28 protein-coding genes are annotated in these 25654 nt (G+C 74.7%); 19 read left to right on the top strand and 9 right to left on the bottom strand.

All coding sequences use genetic code 11. The features are described 5' to 3' along the window. Positions 1-10 precede the first annotated feature (10 nt). From KPF47_RS06605 to KPF47_RS06590, 4 genes are all read left to right on the top strand, one after another. A complete protein-coding gene (locus KPF47_RS06605; RefSeq protein ID WP_139282840.1) occupies positions 11-181 on the top strand; it encodes a DUF4177 domain-containing protein in 171 nt (56 codons plus the stop codon). Then, a complete protein-coding gene (locus KPF47_RS06600; RefSeq protein WP_224387638.1) occupies positions 178-636 on the top strand; it encodes a RidA family protein in 459 nt (152 codons plus the stop codon). Before KPF47_RS06605 ends, KPF47_RS06600 begins: the two co-directional genes overlap by 4 nt. Before the next feature lies 1 nt (position 637). Next, on the top strand, positions 638-1201 hold the full coding sequence (locus KPF47_RS06595) for a hypothetical protein (protein WP_224387637.1): 564 nt from the start codon (positions 638-640) through the stop codon (positions 1199-1201). A gap of 67 nt (positions 1202-1268) precedes the next feature. Further along, positions 1269-4343 (top strand): hypothetical protein, encoded by a 3075-nt coding sequence (locus KPF47_RS06590; RefSeq protein ID WP_224387636.1) that lies wholly within the window; start codon positions 1269-1271, stop codon positions 4341-4343. A gap of 33 nt (positions 4344-4376) precedes the next feature. Here KPF47_RS06590 and KPF47_RS06585 read toward each other — a convergent pair whose 3' ends face one another. After that, a complete protein-coding gene (locus KPF47_RS06585) occupies positions 4377-5270 on the bottom strand; it encodes a Gfo/Idh/MocA family protein (protein WP_224387635.1) in 894 nt (297 codons plus the stop codon). 52 nt (positions 5271-5322) lie between these two features. Here KPF47_RS06585 and KPF47_RS06580 point away from each other — a divergent pair, with 52 nt between their 5' ends. From KPF47_RS06580 to KPF47_RS06560, 5 genes are all read left to right on the top strand, one after another. Next, positions 5323-6126 carry an NUDIX hydrolase gene (locus KPF47_RS06580; protein ID WP_224387634.1) on the top strand — a complete coding sequence of 268 codons (804 nt, stop codon included), beginning with the start codon at positions 5323-5325 and terminating at the stop codon, positions 6124-6126. Beyond that, positions 6123-6911, top strand: a complete 789-nt coding sequence (locus KPF47_RS06575) for an MBL fold metallo-hydrolase (protein WP_224387633.1) — start codon at positions 6123-6125, stop codon at positions 6909-6911. Before KPF47_RS06580 ends, KPF47_RS06575 begins: the two co-directional genes overlap by 4 nt. A 109-nt stretch (positions 6912-7020) precedes the next feature. Beyond that, positions 7021-7773, top strand: coding sequence for an amino acid ABC transporter substrate-binding protein (locus tag KPF47_RS06570; protein ID WP_224387632.1), 753 nt, complete (start codon positions 7021-7023; stop codon positions 7771-7773). Next, positions 7774-8442, top strand: a complete 669-nt coding sequence (locus tag KPF47_RS06565; protein WP_224387631.1) for an amino acid ABC transporter permease — start codon at positions 7774-7776, stop codon at positions 8440-8442. It abuts the gene before it with no gap. Then, a complete protein-coding gene (locus KPF47_RS06560) occupies positions 8439-9191 on the top strand; it encodes an amino acid ABC transporter ATP-binding protein (RefSeq protein ID WP_305080410.1) in 753 nt (250 codons plus the stop codon). The genes KPF47_RS06565 and KPF47_RS06560 overlap by 4 nt, the downstream gene beginning before the upstream one ends. Here KPF47_RS06560 and KPF47_RS06555 read toward each other — a convergent pair. The 4 genes from KPF47_RS06555 to KPF47_RS06540 form a co-directional block, all read right to left on the bottom strand. After that, positions 9188-9880, bottom strand: a complete 693-nt coding sequence (locus KPF47_RS06555) for an HD domain-containing protein (RefSeq protein WP_224387630.1) — start codon at positions 9878-9880, stop codon at positions 9188-9190. The two genes, KPF47_RS06560 and KPF47_RS06555, sit on opposite strands and share 4 nt — an antisense overlap. Further along, positions 9877-11139 (bottom strand): MFS transporter, encoded by a 1263-nt coding sequence (locus KPF47_RS06550; RefSeq protein ID WP_224387629.1) that lies wholly within the window; start codon positions 11137-11139, stop codon positions 9877-9879. The genes KPF47_RS06555 and KPF47_RS06550 overlap by 4 nt, the downstream gene beginning before the upstream one ends. Positions 11140-11179: 40 nt before the next feature. Further along, entirely contained in the window at positions 11180-11854 is a 675-nt protein-coding gene (locus KPF47_RS06545; RefSeq protein ID WP_224387628.1) for a Crp/Fnr family transcriptional regulator, read from the bottom strand. A gap of 162 nt (positions 11855-12016) precedes the next feature. After that, positions 12017-12265 (bottom strand): hypothetical protein, encoded by a 249-nt coding sequence (locus KPF47_RS06540; RefSeq protein ID WP_043282623.1) that lies wholly within the window; start codon positions 12263-12265, stop codon positions 12017-12019. Between the two features lie 318 nt (positions 12266-12583). On the opposite strand from KPF47_RS06540, the gene nth reads away from it, so the two are divergent. The 5 genes from nth to KPF47_RS06515 all read left to right on the top strand — a co-directional run bounded on the left by nth (position 12584) and on the right by KPF47_RS06515 (position 17230). After that, the gene (nth, locus tag KPF47_RS06535) at positions 12584-13348 is read left to right on the top strand and encodes an endonuclease III (protein ID WP_255659254.1); all 765 of its coding nucleotides are present in this window, start codon (positions 12584-12586) and stop codon (positions 13346-13348) included. Beyond that, entirely contained in the window at positions 13345-14016 is a 672-nt protein-coding gene (locus tag KPF47_RS06530) for a TlpA disulfide reductase family protein (protein ID WP_224387627.1), read from the top strand. The genes nth and KPF47_RS06530 overlap by 4 nt, the downstream gene beginning before the upstream one ends. Continuing rightward, a complete protein-coding gene (locus KPF47_RS06525; protein ID WP_224387626.1) occupies positions 14013-14759 on the top strand; it encodes a CoA pyrophosphatase in 747 nt (248 codons plus the stop codon). The genes KPF47_RS06530 and KPF47_RS06525 overlap by 4 nt, the downstream gene beginning before the upstream one ends. Positions 14760-14761: 2 nt before the next feature. After that, complete coding sequence (locus KPF47_RS06520; protein ID WP_374108810.1) at positions 14762-15961, top strand: MarP family serine protease; 1200 nt, start codon at positions 14762-14764, stop codon at positions 15959-15961. 63 nt (positions 15962-16024) lie between these two features. Next, positions 16025-17230, top strand: a complete 1206-nt coding sequence (locus tag KPF47_RS06515) for an MFS transporter (protein ID WP_224387624.1) — start codon at positions 16025-16027, stop codon at positions 17228-17230. Here KPF47_RS06515 and KPF47_RS06510 read toward each other — a convergent pair. Further along, positions 17212-18027: an MBL fold metallo-hydrolase gene (locus KPF47_RS06510; RefSeq protein ID WP_224387623.1), complete on the bottom strand. Its 816-nt coding sequence runs from the start codon at positions 18025-18027 to the stop codon at positions 17212-17214. The genes KPF47_RS06515 and KPF47_RS06510 overlap by 19 nt on opposite strands. 92 nt (positions 18028-18119) lie before the next feature. Between KPF47_RS06510 and KPF47_RS06505 the strand changes: the two genes are divergently transcribed. Further along, the gene (locus KPF47_RS06505; protein ID WP_224387622.1) at positions 18120-18971 is read left to right on the top strand and encodes a helix-turn-helix domain-containing protein; all 852 of its coding nucleotides are present in this window, start codon (positions 18120-18122) and stop codon (positions 18969-18971) included. Here the strand turns inward: KPF47_RS06505 and KPF47_RS06500 are convergent. Then, positions 18961-20235, bottom strand: a complete 1275-nt coding sequence (locus KPF47_RS06500; protein WP_224387621.1) for an adenylosuccinate synthase — start codon at positions 20233-20235, stop codon at positions 18961-18963. The two genes, KPF47_RS06505 and KPF47_RS06500, sit on opposite strands and share 11 nt — an antisense overlap. Positions 20236-20439: 204 nt before the next feature. On the opposite strand from KPF47_RS06500, the gene KPF47_RS06495 reads away from it, so the two are divergent. Continuing rightward, a complete protein-coding gene (locus tag KPF47_RS06495; protein ID WP_224387620.1) occupies positions 20440-21021 on the top strand; it encodes a hypothetical protein in 582 nt (193 codons plus the stop codon). On the opposite strand, the gene KPF47_RS39670 is transcribed toward KPF47_RS06495, so the two are convergent. Both KPF47_RS39670 and KPF47_RS06480 read right to left on the bottom strand, forming a co-directional pair. After that, positions 21022-22566, bottom strand: coding sequence for a hypothetical protein (locus KPF47_RS39670; protein ID WP_305080408.1), 1545 nt, complete (start codon positions 22564-22566; stop codon positions 21022-21024). A gap of 11 nt (positions 22567-22577) precedes the next feature. After that, the gene (locus tag KPF47_RS06480; RefSeq protein WP_224387617.1) at positions 22578-22955 is read right to left on the bottom strand and encodes a hypothetical protein; all 378 of its coding nucleotides are present in this window, start codon (positions 22953-22955) and stop codon (positions 22578-22580) included. Between the two features lie 211 nt (positions 22956-23166). On the opposite strand from KPF47_RS06480, the gene KPF47_RS06475 reads away from it, so the two are divergent. The 3 genes from KPF47_RS06475 to KPF47_RS06465 all read left to right on the top strand — a co-directional run bounded on the left by KPF47_RS06475 (position 23167) and on the right by KPF47_RS06465 (position 25625). After that, positions 23167-23460 (top strand): transposase, encoded by a 294-nt coding sequence (locus KPF47_RS06475; RefSeq protein ID WP_224387616.1) that lies wholly within the window; start codon positions 23167-23169, stop codon positions 23458-23460. A gap of 47 nt (positions 23461-23507) precedes the next feature. Further along, positions 23508-24341: an IS3 family transposase gene (locus KPF47_RS06470; protein ID WP_308015338.1), complete on the top strand. Its 834-nt coding sequence runs from the start codon at positions 23508-23510 to the stop codon at positions 24339-24341. Positions 24342-24779: 438 nt separating this feature from the next. Further along, positions 24780-25625: an IS5 family transposase gene (locus tag KPF47_RS06465; RefSeq protein WP_224386179.1), complete on the top strand. Its 846-nt coding sequence runs from the start codon at positions 24780-24782 to the stop codon at positions 25623-25625. Positions 25626-25654 lie beyond the last annotated feature (29 nt).

The following is a 25654-nucleotide window of genomic DNA, read 5'->3' as shown; positions in this document are numbered from 1 at the left end:
AGTCCCGGCCATGAGCTCCCCGGTCGTGAAGTGGGAATACCTGACCGCCCCCCTGCTGATCCACAACACCAAGGCGATCCTGGACAACTTCGGCCAGGACGGCTGGGAACTGGTCACGGTGACCAGCGGCGCCAACGCCGAGCAGCTGGTGGCGTTCTTCAAGCGGCCGGTGCAGCAGTGAGCGCACTCGCCCGGCTGAAGGAACTGGGCCTGGCCCTGCCCGCGGTGGCGGCCCCGGCCGGGGCCTACATCCCGGCCCGGCGCAGCGGGAACCTCGTGTTCACCGCCGGCCAGGTCCCGTTCGTGGACGGGAAGGTCGCCGCGACCGGCAAGGTCGGCGACACGGTCTCCGCCGAGCAGGCCTACGACCTGGCCCGGATCTGCACACTGAACGCGCTGGCCGCGATCGACGGCCTGGTCGGTCTCGACGCCGTCACCGGTGTGGTGAAGGTGGTCGGGTTCGTCGCCTCGGACCCCGCGTTCACCGGGCAGCCCGGCGTGGTCAACGGAGCGTCCGACCTGCTCGGCGAGGTCTTCGGCGAGGCCGGGGCGCACGCCCGCTCGGCCGTCGGCGTCGCCGTGCTGCCGCTCGACGTGCCGGTCGAGGTGGAGCTGACCGTCGAGGTCGGCAGCTGACATGGACGGGCTCGCCGGGGTCCCGGCCGGTCACGAGCTGCTGCTGCGGCTCGCCGGCCGGATTCCCGACGAGCTGCTCTGGCGGCTGCGCGACTGGCTGGCCGCCGGGGACACCGCGGCCCTGGGCGCGGTCCCGCCGCGCACGCTGCTGCGCCGGCGGGTCGGGCTGACCGGGCACGAGCGCACCCTGCTCGCCGAGGTCGTCGGGCCGGACGCCCCGTCACGTCGCCTGGTGGACGCGGTGCTGCCCGGCACACCGCCCGCCCCGCCCGCGTTCACCGCGGGTGAGCCGGACCTGGCCGCGTGGTCGGCGCTGTCGGTCGTGCGGGACGAGGCGTCCGCGCTGCTGCTGGCCGTCCGCGAGGACGGCGCCCGTGTCCTGCTGGTGCGCGACGCCCGCCGCCCGCACCTGCTCGCCGCCGCGGTCGCCCGCCTGCTGCGCGTCCACGGTGACCGCGTCCCGCGCGTCGAGGCCCTCACCGGCGACGCCCCGACCGAGTACCACGAGGCCGCGTGCACCGCGGCGGCGTCGTTGTGGAGCCGCGAGCCGGTCCCCACCGGCTGACGCGGGACCGCGAAGGAGGCCCCTGTCCGACCCCACGTACCGCCTGCTGCGGGAACTGGCCGGCCGGGTGGACGACGACCTGCTCGCCACCGGACGTGAGCTCGTCGCCGTCGGCGAGGAGGGGCACGCGCTGGAGCTGCTGGTCGCCGAGCTCGTCGCGGGTCGGGCGGTGCTGCCGCACGCGGTGCGCTCCGCGCTGGTGGCCGAGGCCGCCGCCCGCCGGGTGCAGCCCGACGCCGACCTCTGCCTGCCGCCCGCCGCGGACACCGCCACCGGCCGGCACCGGTTCGACGGCGACGGCCCGCCCGGCGCCGCGGAGGAGGTCGCGGCCGCGCTCGGCGCGGTCCCGGTCCCGGAGTCGGGCTGGACGCTCGCCTGGCGCACGACGCCCGCCGGTGCCGCCACCGGGCCGTTGCCGCAGGCCGTGCTGCTGGCCCGCACCGGCTCGCAGGGCGCACCCGAGGTCCTGACCTACCAGGCGCAGTCGGCGCTGTCGCGGGTCGGGCTGACCGTGGCGGTCGAGGTCGGCGACGACGCCCCGGACCCCGACTACCACCGCGCCGCCCACGAGGTGGCTCGGCCGCTACCCGCGACGCCGTCTCCCGCTTCCGGTGCGCCCGTGACGGAGGAGCTCGCGGGGGACGCCGGGCCGGCACCGGACGCGCCCCGTGCCGACCTGCCGGACGGGAGCGAGCCGGCCACGGCGGAGCGTCTCCCGGCCGCACCCACCGCGGTCGCGGCCCTGCCCGACGGGACACCGTCCCCGCCCGACGAGCCCCTGGGCTCCGGCTCCGGCTCCGGCTCCGGCTCCGGCTCCGAGCAGGGTCGGTGGTCGGATGCGGATCCGTGGTCCGGCGACACCGCGGGCCGCCGCGAGACGTGGTCCGGCGACACCCCGGACGACGCACCGCTCGCCGGTGACCCGGCCGGGTCCGTGCCGGTGGACCCCGCCGGCACGACCGGGAGCGGCGACGAGACCGCGACGGCGTCCGTCCCGGCGCCCCTCGACCACATCGGCCCCCGGTCGGCGGCGGTCCCGGACGCTCCGCGGACGGACCGGGACCCGGTGACCGACCCCGGCCCCCACGACGCCGGCGTCCTCACGTCCGGCGGGGACCGTGCCGACCCCGGTGCCTCCGACGTGGAGGACCGCTCCTCCGGACCCACGGCCGCGCCGCTCACCGGCGGGCCCACCTCGCGCCCGACCGGCGGACCTACGGGACCGGTCGTCCCCGGAACCATCCCGGAGCCCGGCACGTCGGACTCCGGCGTGGCCGGGGCGCCGGGAGCCGACGGCTCCCGCACGGACCGGGACGCGGTCGCGGCCGGCACCGCGACGGGCTCGACCGCCGTGACGGACCCCGCTGCGGTGACGGAGCCCGCCGCGGTGACGGAGCCGGCTCCCGGACCCGGCACGCCCCGTCGTGACGCGAGCCCGGCCCCCCGGGACGACACGCCGCGGCCCGGGACGGGCGCGGCGGCCGCCCCGGGAACGGTGGCACCGCGTGACCCCACCGCCCCGCGCGGGCCCGCACCGGTCCCGTCCGAGCGCGCAGACACGGTGCACCCGGCCCCGCGGCCGTCGCCGCCGATCCGGGCGTTGCGGGAGGCCTCCGCCGACGACTGGTTCGACTCGCCGGCCGCGCAGCCCGGGGCCCCGGACGCGACGCCGCCGAGCGGGGTCGACGAGGTCGGCGGCACCCCCCGGCACCGGTTCGTCGCCGACCCCGTCGCCTCCACCCACGACCACCGGCCGGGTGCGAACGGCGCGCTGCCCGGGACCGCGGGCCGCGGACCCGGAGCGGCCCCGCCGGAGCGGCGTCCGAGCCCGCCCGCCGCGTCACCGCCGCCCGACCGGCCGTCCCCCTCGGACGGACCGGCACCCCGGGTTGCGCCCACGCGCCCCGCGATCCCGGCCACCTCGGCACCGACGGCCGCCCCCGCGCTGCCGGCCACCGTCGCGAGCCCGGCCGCGACCGGCCCCGGGACGCCCCCGCTCGGCCCCGGCGCACCGCTGCCGGGCCGGGCCGGCGCAGGCCCGGCGCCCGCGGGTGGCGGACCCGGTCCGGTCGCCGGGCGCCCGCCCGTCGGACCGCCCGCCGCACCGGCTCCCGACGAGGCGTCCTGGCTCGCCGACTGGACCTCCGGTGCGTGGGCGGGGGAGATCCCACCGGCGGACACCTCGGCGAGGACCACGCCCACCGGGGTCGGTGACACCGTCCCGGGCACGCCGCAGGTCGTCCCCACCACGGCGACCACGGCGACCGTCGAGGAGGACCACCGGGAGGGCGCCGGGGCCCCCGCGGACCGCGCGACCACCGGGGACGACCCGGCCCCGTTCACGTCCGGTCCGGCACACGTCGGGCCCGGGGTCCCCCGGGACCGGTTCGACGCGCCTGCGGCGGGGGCCGGGGTGAACGGAGCATCCCCGTTCCCCGGACCGGCGCCCGCCGACCCGGCTCCGCGCGCACACCAAGGCCCTCCCGACACCCGCCCCGCCGACACCCGCTCTGTTGACACCGGCTCCGGTCACGCCGAGCCGGCCGTCACCGGATCGCCCGACACCGCGCCGGCCGACGCCGCGCCGGCCGTCACCGGGCCTGCCCACGCCGGGCCTTCCCCTGCCGGACCTGTCCACGCCGGGCCCGCCGACGCCGGATCGACCGACACCGGACCGACCGGCCCGGGGACCGGACCGGGGACCGACGGGCCCGGGGCACCCGGATCCGCGGCTGCCCCCGGCCAGGGCGGCCCCACCCGCGACGAGGTACCCACCCCGCCCCCCGGCGTCCCGATCCTGCGCGCCCCGGTCCCGACGGCCCCGGCCGACGGGGACCGCCGACCCCGGCACCTCCTGCTCACCGACGACGAGCCGGAGGAGTGGGACGAGCCCGTCGAGGACCCCACGGAACCGGCCGACGTGGTGGCGCCCCCGCCGCCGGCGGCGGATCCCGCGGTCGCGCCCACGGCGGAACCGGCGCCGAGGCCACGGCCCCGCCCACGTCCCGCCGGGGGCCTGGCCGACCGGCTCACCCCCACCGAGCAGGACCTGCTGCAACGGCTGCACGAGGAGCTCGCGGCCCGGGAGAACGGCGGCGAGCCGACCCCGCGCAACGGGACCGCACGCACCGACCGGGGCTGACGGCCGGGCCGGGCCCCGGCGGGGAGCGGTCCCTCAGCCGACCGCCTGGGCGATCCGGTCGATCACCCGCTGCAGGTGCAGCGCGCGGGCCGCGTCCACCGGGAGATCGGCACCGGAGCCGATCGCCTCGGCGAGGTCGTCGAGCAGCGCGCCGAAGCAGGCGACCGCGTCGGCCGGGCGACGGTCGAGCACGTAGCGGCCGCGGCCGTCGGCACCGAGCCCGCCGACCAGCGCCACCTCGAACTCCGTCGGGTCCACCGGGACGCGCAGCGAGAGCACCACCGAGCTGCGGGCGCCGCCGTCGTGGACGAGGCCGATCCGCCACAGGTCGGGCTCGTCGCGGTGGGCGTGGTCGACGTCCACGACCGGGCCCAGTGCCGCGTCCAGCAGGTCCACCACGTGCGGGCCGACGTCGAGCAGCGCCCCGTGCTCGGCCCGCCACGACGACGCCGCGAACGGCCCGCCGAGCAGCGCCCCGGACAGCCAGCGGGCGGTCGCGGTCGTCCCGGGCCCACCGGCACCCGCCGGGACCGCGTCGAGCCACGCCCGGATGGCCGGGTCGAAGCGCAGGGTCAGCATCGTCGCCGACCGGACACCGGAGGCCGCGACCGCGTCGGCGGCCCGTTGCGCGGCGGGCAGGTCCGCGGCCAGCGGCTTCTCCAGCACCACGTGCTTGCCGGCACCCACCACCCGCTCCAGCAGCTCCGCCTGGACCGCGGGCGGGACGGCGAACGCGACGGCGTCGCAGGCGTCGATCAGATCGTCGAGCGAGGCGTGCACCGGGCCACCGGAGACCGCGGCGACCTCGGCGGCCGCGTCCGGCCGTCGTGCCCACACCCCGGCCGCCGACCAGCGGGGATGCGCCGCGATGGCGGGGGCGTGCACCTGACGCGCCCACGGTCCGGCGCCGAGCAGTCCGATACGCATGCGGGCATTCTCACCGCCGACCGGCCCCGATCATGACCTAGGGTCGGCGGCCATGAGCGATGATCCGGCGGCGCAGCCGGTCGAGCCGAGGGCCGCCGCGACGGTCCTGCTGGTCCGCGACGAGCCGGACGGCGGCCTGCAGGTCTTCCTGCAGCGCCGGGTGGCCGGGATGGCGTTCGCCGGTGGCATGACCGTGTTCCCCGGCGGGAGCGTCTCCGCCGGTGACGAGCCGGATCCCGCGCGCTGGCGCGGGCCGGGGCCCGAGCGGTTCGGCGCCCGGCTGGGTCAGCCCGCCGACCTGGCCGCCGCCCTGGTGACCGCCGCCGTGCGCGAGACCTTCGAGGAGTGCGGCGTGCTGCTGGCCGCCCCCGCCGGTACCGAGCCCGGACCGGTGGCCGGCGCCGCGGCCTGGCGGGACGACCTCGTCGCCCACCGCACCACCCTGCCGGAGCTGCTCGCGGCCCACGACCTGGAGCTGCGCGCGGACCTGCTGGTCCCGTGGTCGCGCTGGATCACCCCGCCGCGCAACCCGCAGCGCTACGACACCGCGTTCCTCGTCGCCCGTGTGCCGGACGGCCAGGTCGCCGACGACGCCACCACCGAGGCCGTCGAGGCCCGCTGGTGGACCCCGGCCGAGGCCCTGAGCGGGCACGCCGGGGACGAGCTGCAGCTCATGCCGCCCACCCTGCGGACCCTGCAGGAGCTGGCCCGGCACGACACCGCGGCCGACGTGCTGGCCGCCGCGGCGGCGCGGGACATCGAGCCGATCACCCCCGACGTGCGGCGCGAGGGGCGGATGGTCACGATCACCCTGCCCGGCGACCCCGACTGGATCTACGAGGAGACGACCCGGTGAGCCATCCGCTCTACGGCGCCCTGCGCGCCGCGCACCCGCTGGCGTCGGTGCTGCTGCAGGACAACCCCGGCCCGATGACGCTGGAGGGCACCAACACCTGGGTACTGGCCGCACCGGACGCGCACGACCGGGTCGTCGTCGACCCGGGTGAGGACGACGGCACCCACCTGGAGGCACTGGCCGACGGGCCGCCGGTGACCGCGGTGGTCCTGACCCACCGCCACCACGACCACGCCGGCGGGATCGGCCGGTTCGTCGAGCTGACCGGTGCGCCCGTGTTCGCCGCGGACCCGTCGCTGGCGTCGGGCACGACCCCGTTGCTCGACGGCGTCGTCGTCGTCGGGGGCGGGGTCGAGCTGGAGGTGCTGACCACCCCCGGCCACACCTCGGACTCGGTCTCGCTGCTGCTGCGCGGCCCCGGCGCCGACGGCGTCGCGCTGCTCTCCGGCGACACCGTCCTGGGCCGCGGGACCACCGTCATCGCCCACCCCGACGGCACCCTCGGGCCCTATCTGGACTCGCTGCGCCGGATCGCGGAGCTCCCCGCGGGCACGCCGGTCCTGCCCGGCCACGGGCCCGAGCTCCCGGACGCCGCCGAGACCGCGCGGCACTACCTCGCGCATCGCGAACAGCGGTTGGGGCAGGTCCGGGCGGCACTGGAGCAGCTCGGGCCGGACGCGTCGGCCCGCGACGTCGTCGAGGTCGTCTACGCCGACGTCGACACCTCGCTGTGGGACGCCGCCGAGCTGTCCGTACACGCCCAGCTCGACCATCTCCGTGGGTGAGCGGTTCCGCGCGGTGCGTTGAACCGGTTGCGGCGACTGGCCTAGGGTCCCCTCGATCTCGCGGGGCGACGCGATCCGTCCTTCCGCACCACCGGAGAAGGAGACCCCCGTGCGCCGCACGATCCTGGCCGTGGCCACCGCGCTGCTGGCCCTCACCACCCTCGTCGGCTGCAGCAGCGGTGGGGCCGACACGCTGCGCATCGGCACCGAGGGGACCTACAGCCCGTTCAGCTTCCAGGGTCCCGACGGCGAGCTGACCGGCTACGACGTCGAGGTGGCCCGCGCGGTCGGCGCCAAGCTGGGCAAGGAGGTCGAGTTCGTCCAGACCCCGTGGGACTCGATCTTCGCCGCGCTCGAGTCGCAGCGGATCGACCTCGTCGCCAACCAGGTCACGATCAACGACGAGCGGAGGGCGAAGTACGACCTCTCGACCCCCTACACCGTGTCCGAGGGTGTGATCGTCACCCGCGCCGACGACACCGCCGTCCGGACCCTCGCCGACCTGCGGGGCCGCACCACCGCGCAGTCCGCGACCAGCAACTGGGCCGAGGTCGCCCGCGGGGCCGGCGCGAACGTCGAGGCCGTCGAGGGCTTCGTGCAGGCCGTGCAGCTCCTCAAGGACGGCCGGGTCGACGCCACCGTCAACGACACCCTCGCCGTCGGCGAGTACGAGAAGACGACCGGCGACAGGGGCGTGAAGGTCGCCGGCACCACCGGGGACACGAGCGAGCAGGCCTTCGCCGCCCGCAAGGACAGCGGCCTGATGCCCGACGTGGACCGGGCGCTGGCCGAGCTGCGGACCGACGGCACCCTGGCGCAGCTGTCCGAGAAGTACTTCGGCTCGGACGTCAGCGGGAAGTAGATGGATCCCGCCACCTGGGAGCTGATCGGCCGCAACCTGTGGCCGATGCTGAAGGCGACGGTCACGATGACCATCCCGCTGACGGCGATCAGCTTCGTGATCGGGCTGGTGCTGGCGCTGCTGCTGGCACTGGCCCGCATCTCCTCGATCACGCCGCTGTCGTGGCTGGCCCGCGTCTACATCTCGGTCATCCGCGGCACCCCGCTGCTGGTGCAGCTGTTCATCGTGTTCTACGCGCTGCCGCAGCTCGGGCTGGTGATCGACCCGTTCCCGTCGGCGGTGATCGCGTTCAGCCTCAACGTCGGCGGCTACGCGGCCGAGGTCATCCGGGCGGCGATCCTGTCCATCCCGAAGGGACAGTGGGAGGCCGCGCAGACCATCGGCATGGGGTATCCGACGACGTTGCGCCGGGTGATCCTCCCCCAGGCCGCGCGCACCGCCGTCCCCCCGTTGTCGAACACGCTGATCTCGCTGGTGAAGGACACCTCGCTGGCCTCGACCATCCTGGTGACCGAGCTGCTACGGGTCGCCCAGCTGGCCGCGGCGCCGACGTTCGACTTCTTCGCCCTCTACGGCGTGGCCGCGGTGTACTACTGGATCGTCTGCCTGATCCTCTCGTCCGTGCAGGTACGGGTGGAGACGCGGCTGGAGAGGTACGTGGCGCGATGAGCGACCTGCTGACCGTCCGGGGCCTGCGCAAGTCCTTCGGGACGCTGGAGGTCCTGCGCGACATCGGGTTCGACGTCCCGGCCGGCACCGTCACCGCGGTGATCGGACCGTCCGGGTCCGGCAAGACGACGGTGCTGCGCACGCTGAACGCGCTGGACCGGGCCGACGCGGGTGTCATCACGATCGGCGACCTGGCGGTCGACTTCGGCGCCCCCGTCGACCGGTCCACGCTGGCCCGGTTCCGGTCCCGCACCGCGATGGTGTTCCAGTCGCACAACCTGTTCCCGCACCGCACCGTGCTGGAGAACGTCATCGAGGGGCCGGTGGTGGTGCAGAAGCGGCCCCGGGCCGAGGCGACCGCGGACGCCCGGCGGCTGCTGGACCAGGTGGGGCTGGCCGAGAAGTCCGACCAGTACCCGTACCAGCTCTCGGGGGGTCAGCAGCAGCGTGTCGGGATCGCCCGCGCGCTGGCCCTCGACCCGCAGCTGATGCTGTTCGACGAGCCCACCTCCGCGCTGGACCCCGAGCTCGTCGGGGACGTCCTGCGGGTGATCAAGGACCTGGCCACGGCGGGCCGCACGATGGTGATCGTCACCCACGAGATCCGCTTCGCCCAGCAGGTGGCCGACCAGGTCCTGTTCGTCGACGGCGGCGTGGTGGCGGAGTCCGGTCCGCCGTCGCAGGTGCTGGTCGAGCCCGCGCAACCCCGCACCCGGCAGTTCCTGAAGCGGATCCTCGACCCGATCTAGACCCCGGGCGGGGCGCCGGCGGCGGCGCCGTGCGCGTCGAGCCACTCCTCGCGGAACCGGCGCAGGAACTCCTCCAGCGCCGCGTGCCGCCGCTCGCCCATCTCCCGGCCGGCGGCGGTGCGCAGCTCGCCGCGCAGCCGGAGCAGCTTCTCGTGGAAGTGGGCGACGACCGAGCCGGTCGGCCCGGACCGGTAGCCACCGGCCGCGACGCCCGCGGCCGGGTCCCACAGGGGCTCGCCGATGGCCCCGCCGTAGGCGAACGCGCGGGCGATGCCGGTGGCGCCCATCGCGTCGAGCATGTCCGCGTCGTGCAGGCAGGCGGCGAACCGGTCCGCGGTGGGTGCCGTGGCCGTCTCGGAGAACGAGTAGCGGCCGGTGGCCTCGACGGCGTCGAGCACCGGGTCCCACAGCTGCTCGGCGACCCCGCCGCGACGCAGCGCGTCCCGGGCGTCGTCGCGGACCTCCGCGGGTGCGACGACGCGGCCCAGCCGGGCCTCGGCGGCCCGGTGGTGGTCGTGCACGTACGCGGCGACGGCGGCGACGAAGCCGTCCAGGCCCTCGCGCACCGCGAGCCGGGCCGACAGCCCGGCGACCCGGTCGAGGTGCCCGAGATCGTGTGCGACGTCCGCACCGGCCATGTCGCCGGCGACGACGTCGCGCAGCCGCCGCAGCTCCCCCGCCTCGCTCACGCCGGGCTCCCGGCCGTCGCGACGCGGGGCTCGGTGTCGGCGACCGAGCCCCGACGCAGCCACAGCAGCCCCGCGACCAGCAGCCCCAGTGCGCCGCCCGCCGCGTACCCGCCCGGTCCGACCAGGTCGATCATGGCGCCGGACAGGGCCTGCCCGGCGGAGACACCGAGCACCGCGGCCATCACCATCCAGTTGAACGCCTCGGTCGCCGACCCGGCCGGAGCGGTCTGCTCGACGCCGAGGGAGTGCGCGGTGACCTGCGGGGTGATCAGGGCGCCGGCCACCATCATCACCACGGCCAGCAGCACCAGCGAGCCGAGCGGGGAGACCAGCCCCATCGCCGTCACCAGGACGGCGAACCCGGCGAGCAGGACCGGCAGCCGCAGGTGCAGCGGCCGCGGCCAGGGCCGCATCCCGTAGAGCACCCCGGTCAGCACCGAGACCACCGACCAGAGCGAGAGCAGGACACCGCCGGCGGCGGGCGAGCCGGCGAACGCGGTCGCGGCGATCACGCCGACCTCGGCGGTCCCCGCCACCAGCCCGAACCCGAGCGAGGCCAGCGCCACCGTCCGCAGCCCGGGGCGGCGGAACACCCCGAGCAGCCCGGCCTCGACCGGCAGCGACCCGTCGGCACGCTCGGCGCGGATGCGGGCCGAGCGGCGGCGGACGGCGGCGGTGAGCGCGAACCAGGTGGTGCCGACGATCTCGGCGGTCGCCGCGACGACCAGCGCGGTGCCCGGCCACGGCGTCGCCACCACCAGCACCGCGGCCAGCGCGGGACCCATGATGAAGAAGATCTCGAGGCTGATCGCCTCGTAGGTGTAGGCGGCCTCGCGACGCGGCCCGGGCGGGGTCAGGTCCGACCACAGTGCCCGCGACGACCCCTCGAACGCCGGCGTCGCGAGCCCGGTCACCACGGCGACCGCGACGGTGAGCGGCAGCGCGGCCCGGGACTCGATGCTCAGGACCAGCCCGGTGACGCAGAGCAGGTAGACCGCGACGAGCACCAGCATCGGCCGGGTCGCACCCAGCCGGTCGAGCAGCCGCCCCTGCACGACGGTGCCGACCGCGGTCCCGACCAGCAGGGCCGCCGAGACGGCGCCGGCGACGGCGTAGGAGCCGTGGACCTCACGGACGTAGAGCAGGGTGGCGAGGCTGTGCATCGCGATCGGGAAACGACCGAGGACGGAGGCACAGACCGGCGCGGCCGCCCCGGGGGTCCCCAGGGCGGCGCGGTAGTCGGACAGGGCGGCGGGCACACCCCAGCATCACACGCTCTGGGACGGCCGTACCAGAGGATTAGCGTGCGCGACGCGTGAGCCGCTCCGGCTCCAGGATCAGCACGCTCTTGCCCTCCAGCCGCAGCCAGCCACGGTGCGCGAAGTCGGCGAGCGCCTTGTTCACGGTCTCCCGGGAGGCGCCGACGAGCTGGGCGATCTCCTCCTGGGTGAGGTCGTGGGTCACCCGCAGCAGGCCCGACTCCTGGGAGCCGAACTGGCGCGCGAGCTGGAGCAGCGACTTCGCCACGCGGCCCGGCACGTCGGTGAAGATCAGGTCCGCGAGCATGTTGTTGGTGCGGCGCAGCCGGCGGGCCAGCACGCGCAGCAGCTGCTCGGCGATCTCCGGCCGCTTGCCGATCCACTCCCGCAGCGCGCTGCGGTCCATGGTGTAGCAGCGCACCTCGGTGACCGCGGTCGCCGAGGACGTGCGCGGGCCCGGGTCGAAGATCGACAGCTCACCGAACATGTCCGACGGGCCGGCCACCATCAGCAGGTTCTCCCGACCGTCGGGGGACTTGCGGCCGAGCTTCACCTTCCCGCCCGACACGATGTAGAGGCGGTCACCGGGCTCACCCTCGGAGAAGATGACCTGCCCGCGGGAGAACTCGGCAGCCTCCAGAGCTTCGGCCAGCGCCTCGGCGGCCTGGGGCTCCACACCTTGGAAGATCCCTGCCCGGATCAGAACCTCGTCCACTGCAATGCTCCTCGTTCACCGGCCGTATCGTCACGGCGGGTCGTCGGCGCGTCAGTGTAGAGGTCTTCGCCACACACGTGCGCACCACTGGCCCGATCGGATTGACATCCGATCGGGTCCGATTCGTCGCGGGGCGCTGTCACGCGCCCGCAGGGGATCTTGTCAGGCCGACGGGACCTGGCTCCGACGAGCCCCCCGACGGCGCCGGTTGCGCAGCCGGAACAGCTCCAGCGCGCGCCCCGTGCCGGAGCGGAACAGGGCGCGGACCTCGTCCGGACGCGGCTGTTCCAGCATCTCGTCCAGCTCGTCCTGACGCACGGTGGACTCCCGCATGCGGGACTCGACGCGCTCCATGCCGAGCGCGAAGAACATCACGAGCAACGGGACGAGGACGCTCAACCAGGCAGTCATGGCACCTCCGATCCTCCCGTACGGGTTCGGACTCCGGCCGGTCGGGGGTCACCGGGTCGGGGTCTTCGTGACGCGTTCGTGACCTCGCGGCCCGTTCGGCGTAGCGCCGGGCGGGACGGGCACCGCTCGTCGGACGCACCGGCGCGCCGACCGGTCGAGCGTCGCGCCCCGCGGACCGGACGGCGCCCGGCGGCGAGCGGTGCACGGCGCGACACCGTGACACGACTGTCGGTACCCACCCGTACTCTCGGTCACGTGAGCACCTCCGCCGGACGGACGTCGCGGGCGACGCGGCCCACCCCCCGCGCCGCCGCCGGTCTGGCCGCGCGCGTCGCGGCCGGGGAGAGCCCGATCGGGCGAGCGCGCCGGGTGAACCGCATACTCCGGTCGCTGGCGCAGGCCTACCCGCATGCGCACTGCGAGCTGGACTTCACCACCCCGCTGGACCTGGCCGTCGCGACGATCCTGTCCGCGCAGTGCACCGACGAGCGGGTCAACCGGGTCACCCCCGCCCTGTTCGCCCGGTACCCCACCGCGGCGGACTACGCGGGCGCCGACCGGACCGAGCTCGAGGAGCTCATCCGCCCCACCGGCTTCTACCGGAACAAGGCGACCTCGCTGACCGGGCTGGGCGCCGCCGTCGTCGAGCGGCACGGTGGGGAGCTGCCGTCCACGCTGGACGAGCTCGTGAAGCTCCCCGGGATCGGCCGCAAGACCGCGAACGTCATCCTGGGGAACGCGTTCGACGTCCCGGGGATCACCGTGGACACCCATTTCGGACGCCTGGTCCGCCGCTGGGGATGGACGATCGAGGAGGACCCGGTCAAGGTCGAGCACGCGATCGGCGAGCTGGTCCCGCGCCGGGACTGGATGATCGTGTCCCACCACGTGATCTTCCACGGCCGCCGCGTGTGCCACTCCCGCAAGCCGGCCTGCGGCGCCTGCACGCTCGCCGCCGACTGCCCCGCCTTCGGATCCGGTCCGACCGACCCGGTGGAGGCTGCGGCGCTGGTCAAGGGCCCGGAGCGCGACCACCTGCTCGCCCTCGCGGGGCTCGCGGGGCCGCCCGGGGACGGCCGGTGACCCGGGCAGGCGCCTCCCGCTCCGAGATCGTGTCGACCGTGGTCGTCGTCGTGCTGGTCGCGGTCGCGGTCTGGGCGCTGTGGCCGTCGGGGTCCGGCACCACCGGGACCGGCGGGACCAGCACCGCGGCGAGCGCCGCCCCGGCCGACCGGCCCGAGACCGACCCGGCCGCCGCGGACCCACGCGAGCTGGCCACCGCCCGCGCCTCGGCCGCACTGGCTCCCTGCCCCGCCCCGAGCGGCGGCACCCCGGCCGGCCCGCTCGCCGGGATCACCGTGCCCTGCCTGGGCGCCGACGGCCGGACCGACCTGGGCGCAGCCCTCGCCGGGCGCCCGACCCTGGTCAACTTCTGGGCGTCGTGGTGCGTGCCGTGCCGCGACGAGCTGCCCGCGCTGCAGGCCTACGCGCAGCGTCCCGGCGCGCTCCCCGTCCTGACCGTCGACGTCCAGGACGACCCGGTGGCCGCACTCACCCTGTCCGCGCAGCTGGGGGTGACCCTGCCGGCCGTGACCGACCCGCAGCGGGCCGTCCGCCGCGCGCTCGACACCCCGCCGCTGCTGCCGGTCAGCTACGTGACCCGGGCCGACGGCGGCGTCACGATGGTGGACCCGCCCGTCCCGTTCCGGACCGCCGAGGACGTGGCGACCGCCGTGGAACGGTTCCGGTGACCGCACCGGCGGGCGTGCCGCGGGTGCCCGAGCCCGACCCCACGGCGACGCCGGCGTCGCTGCGCCCGCTCGTCGACGGCGCGCTGGGACTCGACCCGGCCTGGTTCGGATGGCGACGGCTGCAGCCCGACAGCGGCGAGCCGCGCCGGGCCTCGGTGCTGATGCTGTTCGCCGACGAGGGGTCCGGCGGGCCGGACGTGCTGCTCACCGAGCGCGCGGCGACGCTGCGCTCGCACGCCGGGCAGGTCGCCTTCCCCGGCGGCAGGCTCGACCCGACCGACACCGGGCCGGTGCACGCCGCGCTGCGGGAGGCCCGGGAGGAGACCGGGCTGGACCCGTCCGGGGTCGTGCCGCTGGCCGTCCTGCCCGACCTGTTCCTCCCGCCCACCGGCTTCCTGGTGACCCCGGTGCTGGCGCACTGGGCGTCGCCGTCGCCGGTGCGGGTGGTCGACACCGCCGAGGTCGCCCGGGTCGCCCGGGTCCCGGTGTCGGTGCTGACCGACCCGACGAACCGGTTCACCGTGCGCGGGCCCAGCGGGCACACCGGCCCCGCCTTCGACGCCGCGGGTCTGATGGTCTGGGGTTTCACCGCGGGCCTGCTGTCCGCACTGCTGCAGCGGTCCGGCTGGGAACGTCCGTGGGACGCCGGTCTGGTCCTGGATCTCGACGACGCCTGGGCCCGCGCCCGGCGGCACGAACCGGAAGGAGTCCGGGTGGACGACCACGGCGTGGTGGACCGGTGAGCATCAGCTGGGTCGACGTCGTCGTCGTGATCCTCGCCCTGCTGGCCGCGGCGTCCGGCTGGCGACACGGGGTCGCGGTGGCGCTGCTGTCGTTCGTCGGCGTGCTGACCGGCGCGGTGCTCGGGCTCCGGCTCGCCCCGCTGCTGGCCGGGCAGGTGGAGTCCCAGCAGGGGAAGGTGCTGCTGGGGATCGGCGTGGTGGTGCTGCTCGTCGCGCTGGGCGAGGCGACGGGGGTCTACCTCGGGCGGTTCATCCGCGACCGGATCCGCGGCGAGGGCACCCTGAAGGTCGACTCGACGCTGGGGGCCGGCGTACAGGCGGTCGCGGTGGTGGTGGCGGCCTGGTTGATCGCGCTGCCGCTGTCCTCGACGAGCTTCTCCACCCTGACCAGCGGACTGCGCGACTCGCGGGTGCTCGCCGGCGTGGACGACGTCATGCCGGATGCGGCCCGCAGGCTCCCCGCCGAGCTGCGCCAGCTGCTCGACGACTCGGGCTTCCCCGACGTCGTCAGTCCGTTCTCGCGGACTCCGGTCGCCGCGGTCGGTCCGCCGGACTCCGAGCTCGCGCGGTCCCCGGTGGTCACCGAGCTGCGCGACCGCGTGCTCAAGGTCCGCGGACGTGCCCCGTCCTGCCGGCGCGCCCTGGAGGGCACCGGCTTCGTCGTCGCCCCGCAGCGGGTGATGACCAACGCGCACGTGGTCGCCGGCACCTCGAGCACCACCGTCGAGGTGACCACGGCGAGCGGACGGGCCCGCCAGCTCGACGCACAGGTCGTGCACTACGACCCCGAGGTCGACGTGGCCGTGCTCGACGTGCCCGACCTCGACGAGGAGCCGCTGCAGTTCAGCCCGGACCCGGCCCGCGTCGGCGACGACGTGATCATCCTGGGCTACCCGCTGGACGGTCCCTACACGGTCACCCCGGGCAAGGTCCGCGAGCGGATCCGGCTGCGCGGCCCGGACATCTACGAGCAGGGCAGCGTGCTGCGCGACGTGTACACCGTCCGCGCGGTCGTGCGGTCCGGCAACTCCGGCGGCCCGATGATCACCCCCGACGGACGGGTGGTCGGCGTCGTGTTCGGCGCCGCGCTGGACGACACCGAGACCGGCTTCGTGCTCACCGCCGAGCAGGTCGGGCAGGCGTTGAACGTGGCCGCGGGCGGTGCGTCGACCCCGGCCGACACGGGCAACTGCGCCTCCTGAGCGACAGCGCATTCCCACGATCCGGGAAGGAATGGCCGGATCGTGGGACAGATGCTTAGGTTCATGACCTCCGTCGACGTCACCCGCACCCGCCGTCGCTGGCTGGTGCTGGCCGTCGGGGTGTTCGCCCAGACCGCGGCCTGCTCGTTCGTCTACGGGCTCCCGTTCGTGGTGCCGCTGCTGCGCGACACCGAGGGGCTGTCGCTGGCCCAGGTCGGCGCGTACGTCGGCGCTCCGACGGTCGGGCTGCTGTGCACGCTCGTGCTGTGGGGCGCCGCCGCCGACCGGTCCGGCGAACGCGGGGTGATGACGGCCGGACTCGCCCTGTGCGCGGCGGCCGTCGCGGGCGCGGCGCTGCTGCCGGTCGGGCCCGGGCCGCTGCTGCTGGTGCTGCTCGGACTGGGCGGCGCGGGCGCGGCGTCGGTGTTCGCCGCGAGCGGGCGGATGGTGATGGGGTGGTTCGCCGCACACGAGCGCGGCACCGCGATGGGGATCCGGCAGACCTCGCAGCCGCTGGGCGTCGCGGTGGCCGGGCTGACCCTGCCGACGCTCGCGGCGGCCGTCGAACCGTTCCGGGCGCTGGCGCTGCCCGCGGCGCTGTGCCTGGTCGCGGCGGTACTGGTGCTGACGCTGGCCCCGGACCCGCCCCGGCCGTCCCGGCCCGCCGGTGCGGAGCCGGAGCGTTCCCCGTACCGGACACCGGTGCTGTGGCGGGTGCACGGGGCCAGCGCGCTGCTGGTCGTCTCCCAGTTCGCCGTGTCCGCGTTCGGTACCGAGTACCTGGTCCGCGAACAGGGCTGGCACGTGGCCGCGGCGGGCGCCTTCGTCGCGTGCGGCCAGATCGCCGGGGCGGCCGGGCGCATCGCGACCGGGGTCTGGTCGGACCGGGTCGGCTCGCGGCTGCGCCCGATGCGCCAGGTCGCGGTGGCCGCGACCGCCGTGCTGCTGCTCTTCGCCCTCGGTGACGCCGTCGCGGGATGGCTGGCCGTGGCGATGCTCGCCGTCGGGGCGGTCGTCACCGTCGCCCCGAACGGCCTGGCGTTCACCAGTACCGCCGAGATCGCCGGCCCGGCCTGGTCCGGGCGGGCGCTGGGGGTGCAGAACACCGGGCAGAACGCGGTCGCCTCGGTCGTCCCGGCGGCGCTGGGGCTGCTGGTCGGCACGACCGGCTACGCGGCGGCATTCGCCATCGCCGCGATCGCACCGCTGATCGCGGTACCGGTCACCCCGGTCCGCGACGAGCGACGGCGTCAGCGCGACGGCGTGTAGGCGAAGCCGTCGCCGGCCTGCCGGACACGTCCGGGGGCGAAGTGCGACGGCAGCAACAGCCCGCCGGAGCGGGCGAGGCGCTCGCACAGGTCGCGGCGGGTCCGGGCGGCACGGGCCGGGTCGGCGTCGCCCGCCTGCGCGAGGTCGAGGTCGGCGAACTGCAGCGGGTGGTGCAGGACGTCGCCCCCGATCACCACCTCCGGTCCACCGGGCGGCCCGATCTCGACGACGAGATGGCCGGGGGTGTGCCCGGGGGCGGACCGCAGCCGCACCCCGTGACCGAGGTCGACCCCGTCCTCCCTGGCGTCGACCGGGTGGACCAGACCGGCCGCCAGGACCGGCGCCACGCTGTCCTCCCAGGTCCGGGCGAGGCCTGCCGGCTCCCCGTGGCGGTGCACCGCACGCAGTGCATCGAGGTCGGCGCGCGACACGAGGTGGCGGGCCGCGGGGAACGCGGGGCGGCCGTCGCCGGTGGTGAGCCCGCCGCAGTGGTCCGGGTGCAGGTGCGCGCAGACGACGACGTCGACGTCGTCCGGCACGACCCGCTCCGCGAGCCGGACCGCCCAGCCGGCGTCGAGCATGTGGTGGGCGGGCATCCCGGGCCGGTCGCGGCCGTCGCCGTTGCCGGCGTCGACCAGCACCGTCAGGTCCGGCGTGCGGATCAGGTGGGTCGCGATCGTCAGGGAGATCCGGCCGTCGCCGGGGTGGCCGGGGAACAGGTCCCGCACGTCGAAGGGCCAGTCGTCGAGCTCGGTGATCCGCTCGACCGTCACCGGTCCGCACTGGTGGAGGGGCACGGGCCGATCGTCGGCGCCGCCGCTGCGATCGGGGAGTCCCCGCTGCGGGGTATCCCGCGCAGGAGGTGGCTCGCGGCCCCGGCCCGCGCACAATGGACGGCGTGACCGCTCTCGGGGAGTTCCTCGCCGCCCGCCGGGCCCGGCTCGACCCCGACGCGCTCGGGCTACCGGTGACCGGTGCGCGACGTGTCCCGGGGCTGCGCCGGGAGGAGCTGGCCGGGCTGGCCGGGGTGAGCCCGTCGTACTACACGCGGCTGGAGCAGGGGCACTCCCGTGGCGCGTCCCCGGCGGTGCTGGACGCGCTGGCCCGGGTGCTCGACCTCGACGAGGGCGAGCGCGCGCACCTGCACCGGATCGCGGCGACGGCGGCCCGCCCGGTCCCGCTGCGCAGCGGGCCGCCCGAGCGCGTCGACTCCCGCACCACCGACCTGCTGGCCGCGATGCCGGACGTGCCCGCGCTCGTCCTCGGCCGGTCCGCGGACGTGCTGGCCTGGAACCCGCTCGGGCACACGCTGCTCGCGCCGCACCTCGACCCGCTCGCCCCCGGCCGTCCGCGACACCGTCCGAGCCTGGTGGCGATGGCGGTGCTGGACCCGCACGTACGCGCCCTCTACGCCGACCCCGTCGCCCGCGCCAGGGCCCTCGTCGCGGCGCTGCGGCTGGCCGCCGGTCGCCACCCCGACGATGCCCGGCTGTCCGCGCTGGTCGGCGACCTGTCCGTGCGCAGCGACGAGTTCGCCCGGCTGTGGGCCGACCACCGGGCGCGCCCGTGCGACCGGGAACGGCACACGCTGCACCACCCGCTGGTCGGCGAGGTGACCCTCGACCACCAGGTGCTCGACGTCGGCCGGTCGCCCGACCGGACCCTGCTCGTGCTGACCGCGCCGCCCGGCGGCCCGGACCGCGACGCGCTCGGGCTGCTGGGGTGCCGGCTCAGCGGGTGATCGTCTGGTCCCGGCCGGGGCCGACGCCGATCGCGGACACCGGCGCACCGGTGAGCTCCTCGATCCGTGCCACGTAGGCCTGCGCCGCGGCCGGCAGGTCCTCCCAGGTGCGGGCGCCGGACAGGTCCTCGACCCAGCCCGGCATCTCCTCGTACACCGGGACGGCGTGGTGGAAGCCGGTCTGGGTCATCGGCATCTCGTCGACGCGGTGGCCGTCGACCTCGTAGCCGACGCAGATCGGCACCGACTCCAGCCCGGACAGCACGTCCAGCTTGGTCAGGAACAGGTCGGTGATCCCGTTGACGCGGACCGCGTAGCGGCCGATGACGGCGTCGAACCAGCCGCAGCGGCGCGCGCGGCCGGTGTTCACGCCGACCTCGCCGCCGGTCTTGCGGAGGAACTCGCCCATCTCGTCGTGCAGCTCGGTCGGGAAGGGACCGGAGCCGACGCGGGTGGTGTACGCCTTCAGGATCCCGATCACCCGGGTGATCTTGTTCGGGCCGATGCCGGAGCCGACCGATGCGCCGCCCGCGGTCGGGTTCGAGCTGGTCACGAAGGGGTAGGTGCCGTGGTCGACGTCGAGCAGGGTGCCCTGCGACCCCTCCAGCAGCAGCGTCTCGCCGCGCTCCAGGGCCTCGTTCAGCAGCAGCCGGGTGTCCACGATCTTGTCGGCGAACTCCTTCGACTGCTCCAGGACGGTGTCGACGACCTCGTGGAAGTCCAGCGCCCGCCGGTTGTAGACCTTGACCAGGATCTGGTTCTCCAGCTCGAGGGCGGCCTCCACCTTCTGGTGCAGGATCTTCTCGTCGAGCAGGTCCGCGGCGCGGACGCCGACCCGGGCGACCTTGTCCTGGTAGGCGGGGCCGATGCCGCGACCGGTCGTGCCGATCTTGGCCTTGCCGAGGTAGCGCTCGGTGACCCGGTCGATCGCCACGTGGTACGGCATGATCAGGTGCGAGTCGGCCGAGATCAGCAGGCCGGACGTGTCGACGCCGCGGCGCTCCAGACCGGCCTTCTCCTCGATCAGCGCCTCGGGGTTCACGACGACCCCGTTGCCGATGACGTTCTTCACGCCCGGGGACAGGATCCCGGACGGGATGAGCTTCAGCGCGAAGTCGCGGCCGTCCGGCGTGACGACGGTGTGCCCGGCGTTGTTGCCGCCCTGGTAGCGGACGACCCAGCCGAACTGCCCGCCCAGCAGGTCGGTCGCCTTGCCCTTGCCCTCGTCGCCCCACTGGGCGCCGATCAACACGATTGCGGGCATGTAAGAGACTCCAGTTCACACACGCTCGTCACGGTCGCGGACCCGGGCGTGATTTCCGGTTTCCGCGGCGAGGAGGGTACTCGATCAGTGGTCCCGACCGATCCCGAAGCGGTGCTCCTCGACTGCCTGCCGCAGCGGCGTCACCGTCTTCCCTTCCACGGTATCCGGCCCGGCGCGCGCCGGGAACGCCCACCGTCGTCGCTGGTGTCCGATCCCGCGGTGCGTTCGGTCACCGTGGGTCCGCGTCCCGGCAAGACCGAGATCGACGGCCTGCTCCCCGTCCCGCGGCTGATCGTCCACGGCGACGACGCCGACCTGGCCGCCGTGGTCCTGCGGCTGCTCCGGCGGGACGCGCTGGCGACCGAGGTCGCCTACCTGCCGGTGTCGCGCCGGTCGCGGGCCGCCGCGAACTGGGGCCTGCCGACCCGGTTCGACGACGCCGTCGCCCTCGCCCGGACCGGCACCGCGCGCGAGATGCCGCTGGTGCGCGACGACAACGGCGGGGTGCTCGCCGGCCGCGGTGAGATCCCCGACCTGTACGGCGAGGCCTACTGCGACGCGACGCGGGTGCTGCACGGCCGGGTGCCCGCACTCGTCGTGGACGCGGGGCCCGACGGCGTGCACGTCCGGGCCGGGCGCGGCGTGACCGGCGCGACCGGACGGGCGATCCAGATCGGTACGACGGGCGCCACCCCCGTGCGCGACGGTGTCGCGCACCCGCGGGAGATCAAGCGGTGGGCCTGGTACCGGCACACCGAACCGTGGCGGCCGGTACTGCCGGCCTGATCAGCGGCCGGGCTCCTCGGGCGCGAGGACCGCGTCGGTCGCGGTGACCCCGACGTCGAACACCTCGTCGGTGGGGACGACGTAGCGGTTGCGGTGGTCCTGGCCCTCACCGCGGCCGCCCGGGACGCCGCCGGCCATCGGGCCGTAGCCGCCGGGGACGCCGCGGCCCTCCGCAGGCCGGGCGCCCCACGGCTCGCCCCCCGCGGGACGCGGCGTGGACGTGCGGGGCTCGGTGCCCCATGCGGTCCCGCCACCACCACCGCCACCGCCACGGGCACCCGGCGCGTGCGGTTCGGTCGCGCCACCCGGCAGGCGGGCGGAGCCGGGGAGCTCGCCGAACGAGGACCGGTAGCCGCGGCCCGCACCGCTCCCGAGGCCCGCACCGCTCCCGAGGCCCGCACCGCTCCCGAGGCCCTGGGGACCGCCGCCGATGCCCGGCCGGGTCCCCGGGCCGGGGCCGAACAGCTGGTGGCGCTGGGCCCGGTCACCGAACCGGCGGGCGAGGTCCTCGCGGGCGCGGGTGACGTCCGGCAGCGGCTGCGACGCCGCTCCCGGCATACGTTCCGGCCCCGGCGGGCGGCGGGACCCCGAGTCCCCGGGGCCCCCTGCCCCGGCGCCACGGCCGGTGCCGGACGGCGACGTCGGCCCGGCCGGGAGACCGACGGCGGGCCGCTCCCCGACCCCTCCGGCACCGCCACGTCCGGCACCGCTCCCCGCTCCGCCACCTCCGGTACCGGCTCCTGCCCCCGCACCGCCGCCGCCACCGGTCGCGCCACCGGCGCCGCTGCCCGCGCCGGACGGGCCGGGGAAGGCCGGCACCGCCCCGGGAGCCGATCCGCCAACCGGCGAGACGCCCGACCCCGGCGGCCCCGGTGACGGGGCGGGACCACCGCCGCCCGGAGCGCCGACGAATCCGGGACCCGGTCCCTGCGCCCCGCCCTGCCCGCTCCCCGCTCCCGGGGACGTCGCGCCCGCCGGGGCACCCGCGGCCGCCGCCGGCGGAGGTGCGGCGGCGGCCTCGGTGGTGAAACGGTCGTCGATCGCGGACGTCTCGGACTCGTACTGCCGGAGCGCGCGGTTGGCGACCTCGTCGTTGATCTGGTTGTGCTCGGCGATGGTGACGTGATCGGCACCCCGGCCCTGCAGGGTCTGCCAGGCCTCGCTGATGTTGTCGCCCGCGCGCTGGATCCAGGAGAACTCGGCCGGGTCCATGAACCGGACCTGCCCGCGCATCCGCTCGAACGCACTGCCGTGGTCGAGCATCCGGTCGGCGCCGTTGCTGGCGACCGAGGCGGTGCCGTCGACGCCGGTCGCGGTGCGGTCCAGGGATTCCTGGGCCGCCCGGGCCGCGGGACCCTGCCACGAGATGCCGAGATCGGCCATGCCGCGGTCGAGGGTCTGTTTGGTACTCGCCATGTCCTCGACGAGGGAGCGCAGGCTGTCCGATGTCTGCTGGGTCGCGGCGGCGCCCGGTTTGCCGAGGATCCAGGCCGACTTGGTCGCGATGTCGAAGGCTTCGTAGTAGTAGCAGCGGGGGAGAGGCACGACTGGCCGTCCTAACGCTCGGCCAAGGGTCCGCCGTAGGACGGAGAGGCGGATTTCAGGTTCGTGGTGCTCTCGTCCTCCATCAGTCCGTACTCCTGCGCCGCCTCTTTCAACCGGTCACGCGCGGCTACCACCTCGAGCAAGTAGTCCAGATGTACTTGCGTGATGAAGTCGATCTTCGGCTGGAAGACAGATGCGGCGTCGAGCGAGACAGGATCGTCCCCGCACGGCGGAATCCTCCGGAGGCTGTCCGCCGTAAAGCGGCTCTTGTGAAGAGCGCGAGCCTGCTCGTCCATCCGCGCGTAGACGTTCATGACATTGTCCACGTCGATCTGGAGCATGAGCGCGTCGCTGATCGAGCCGCGCGGTTCGTGTGCGGACGTCTCCATGCGGCGGAGGATAGGTCGAGGAGGCTGCCGCGCAGGTCCGGTCGCATGAAGGTGTTCACAGTCGCGAATCAGACCTCGAAGCACTCAGCTCGAACGAGCGACCGCCAAATAGCTCTTCGCCAGAGTCTCGGTCAGGCGGCATATGAGCTTGGCCCCTGGTACCGGACACCTGTCCTGAGGCGGACGCCGTCCGCCGGGAAGGATGTCGTTCGTGCCCGCTCCTCACCCGCCGGAGTTCCGGCAACGCGCTATCGACCTGGCCCGTTCGAAGGTCAAGCCGATCTCGGAAATCGCCAAGGACCTGTCGTTGTCGGAGTCGTGTCTGCGGAACTGGGTCTCCCAGGCCGACGCAGACGACGGTGACCCGCGCTCCACACGTCTGTCGAGCGCGGAGAAAAGTGAGATCGTCGAACTCCGAAAGAAGGCCCGCCGGCTCGAGATCGAGAACGAGATCCTCAAGCGTGCTGCCGCGTACTTCGCCCGGGAGAACATCCTCCCAAAGTAGTTTTCCCGCTGGTCCGTGAACTCGCCGACGATGGATTCGACGTCGCGGTGACCTGCCGGGTCCTTGGCGTCCGCCGCCAGGGCTACTACGAATGGCACTCCGGGGCGACATCGCTACGGACGCAGGAGAACGAACTGCTCCTCAAACACATCGAGAAAATCCACGCAGAGTCCCGGGGCACCTACGGATGGCCACGTGTGCACGCCGAGCTCACCCTCGGACTCGGTATCACGGTGAACCACAAACGCGTCGCTCGGCTGATGCGCCAGGCCGGGATCCAGGGCCTCTACCGGCGACGCAACCACGGCTGCACCGTCCGGGACCAGCACGCCGACCCCTACACCGACCTGGTCGACCGCGACTTCACCGTCGACGGACCGGATGAGATCTGGTGCACCGACATCACCGAACACCCCACCCGAGAAGGGAAAGTCTACTGCGCGGCAGTCATCGATGTATTCTCCCGGAAAGCAGTCGGATGGTCCATCGCCGACAACATGCGCACCGAACTCGTCATCGACGCCCTCGGCATGGCCATACTCCGCCGACGCCCGCAATACCACGCCACGATCCTACATTCCAACCACGGCACCCAATTCACATCATGGGCATTCGGTCGACGTCTGGTCGCCGCTGGAATCGTCCCATCGATGGGCTCGATCGGAGATTGCTACGATAACTCTCTGGTCGAATCATTCTGGGGTACCATGCAACTCGAACTGCTCGATTCCAGAACCTGGAAAACCCGCGCAGAGCTTGCCGCCGCCATCTTCGAATGGATAGAATGCTGGTACAATCCGTTACGGCGCCATTCCAGTATTGGGATGCTCTCCCCGAACGACTTCGAAGCAGCCCACACCCCGCCCAACCACACCCACTGACCCCACACCGTCGGTGTCCGGACTACGGGGCCAAGCTCAATACGTCATCGATCGATCCACGGTTCCGCTCGTCGTACCCGGAATCACGGACCTGAACTCGAACGCTCCCAGACGGGGCAGCATCCAGATACAGCTCACACAACGGTGCGGTGTCCTCGCTGTCGACGACCCGGACGGCGCCGAAGCCATCGACTGTGGTGAGCATTGCGCCGCGCGCGGTCGCAAGCTGGGTGGCCGGGGTGCTTAGAGGTCATTTCAGAACGAGGTCGACGTGTCTGTTGTAGACGACAAGCGGCTATCTGACCTGCCGTTTGATCTGTCGTCGAGGGGTCAATGGAAACTCGACAAGTCGTTCTGAAACGACCTCTTAGAGGTCGTTTCAGAAGTCGGCGTGTCGGTCCTGTGTGGATCGGCGCTGGTAGCTGATCATGTCCGGTCGTGGCGCGGCGATCTTGTGTCGAGCGATTGGTGAGCGACGAGCTGTGGGCGCTGGTGGAGCCGCTGCTGCCCAAGCCGCGCAAGCACAAGCGGGGACGGACAGGCCGTCCGCGGGTGCCGGATCGGGCCGCTCTGGCCGGGATCGTGTTCGTGCTCAAGACCGGGATCAGCTGGAACGCGCTGCCCGCCGAGCTCGGCTGTGGGTCCGGAGTGACCTGCTGGCGGCGGCTACGGCAGTGGCAGCAGGCCGGGGTCTGGGCCCAGCTGCACCGGGTGATGCTCGACCGCCTCGCCCAGCAGGGCCTGCTGGACTGGTCGCGGGCGGCGGTGGACAGCGTGAGCGTGCGGGCCAAGCGCCGCGGCGAGGCCACCGGGCCCTCGCCGACCGATCGCGGGAAGGCGGGCAGCAAGTACCACGTGCTCTGCGACCGAGGCGGGCTCCCGCTGCATGCGCTGGTCACCGGGGCGAACACCCACGACAGTCGGATGCTCGCCCCGCTGCTGGACACCAACCCCGGCGTCCGCGAACGGGCGGGACAGCCGGGGCGTCCGCGACGTCGGCCGGACAAGGTGCACGCCGACAAGGGCTACGACTATCCCCGCTGCCGCCGCTACCTGAGTGGGCGTGGGATCGGGGTGCGGATCGCCCGGCGCGGGATCGAGGACTCCACCCGGCTCGGGCGGGTCCGCTGGGTCGTCGAGCGCACCATGTCCTGGCTGCTGGACTTCCGCCGCCTCGCGCTGCGCTACGACCGCGCCGAATCCACGATCACCGCGCTGTTATCGCTGGCCTGCGCCCTGATCTGCCACCGCCGCCTCACCAAGCCGAAGCCGAAGCCGAAGTGATGGTCGACCCAGCCCTCGCTGAGGCACTC

It is taken from the genome of Pseudonocardia sp. ICBG1293, assembly GCF_020131355.1.
Lineage (GTDB): Bacteria > Actinomycetota > Actinomycetes > Mycobacteriales > Pseudonocardiaceae > Pseudonocardia.
This window is presented reverse-complemented; position numbering and strand designations above follow the sequence as displayed.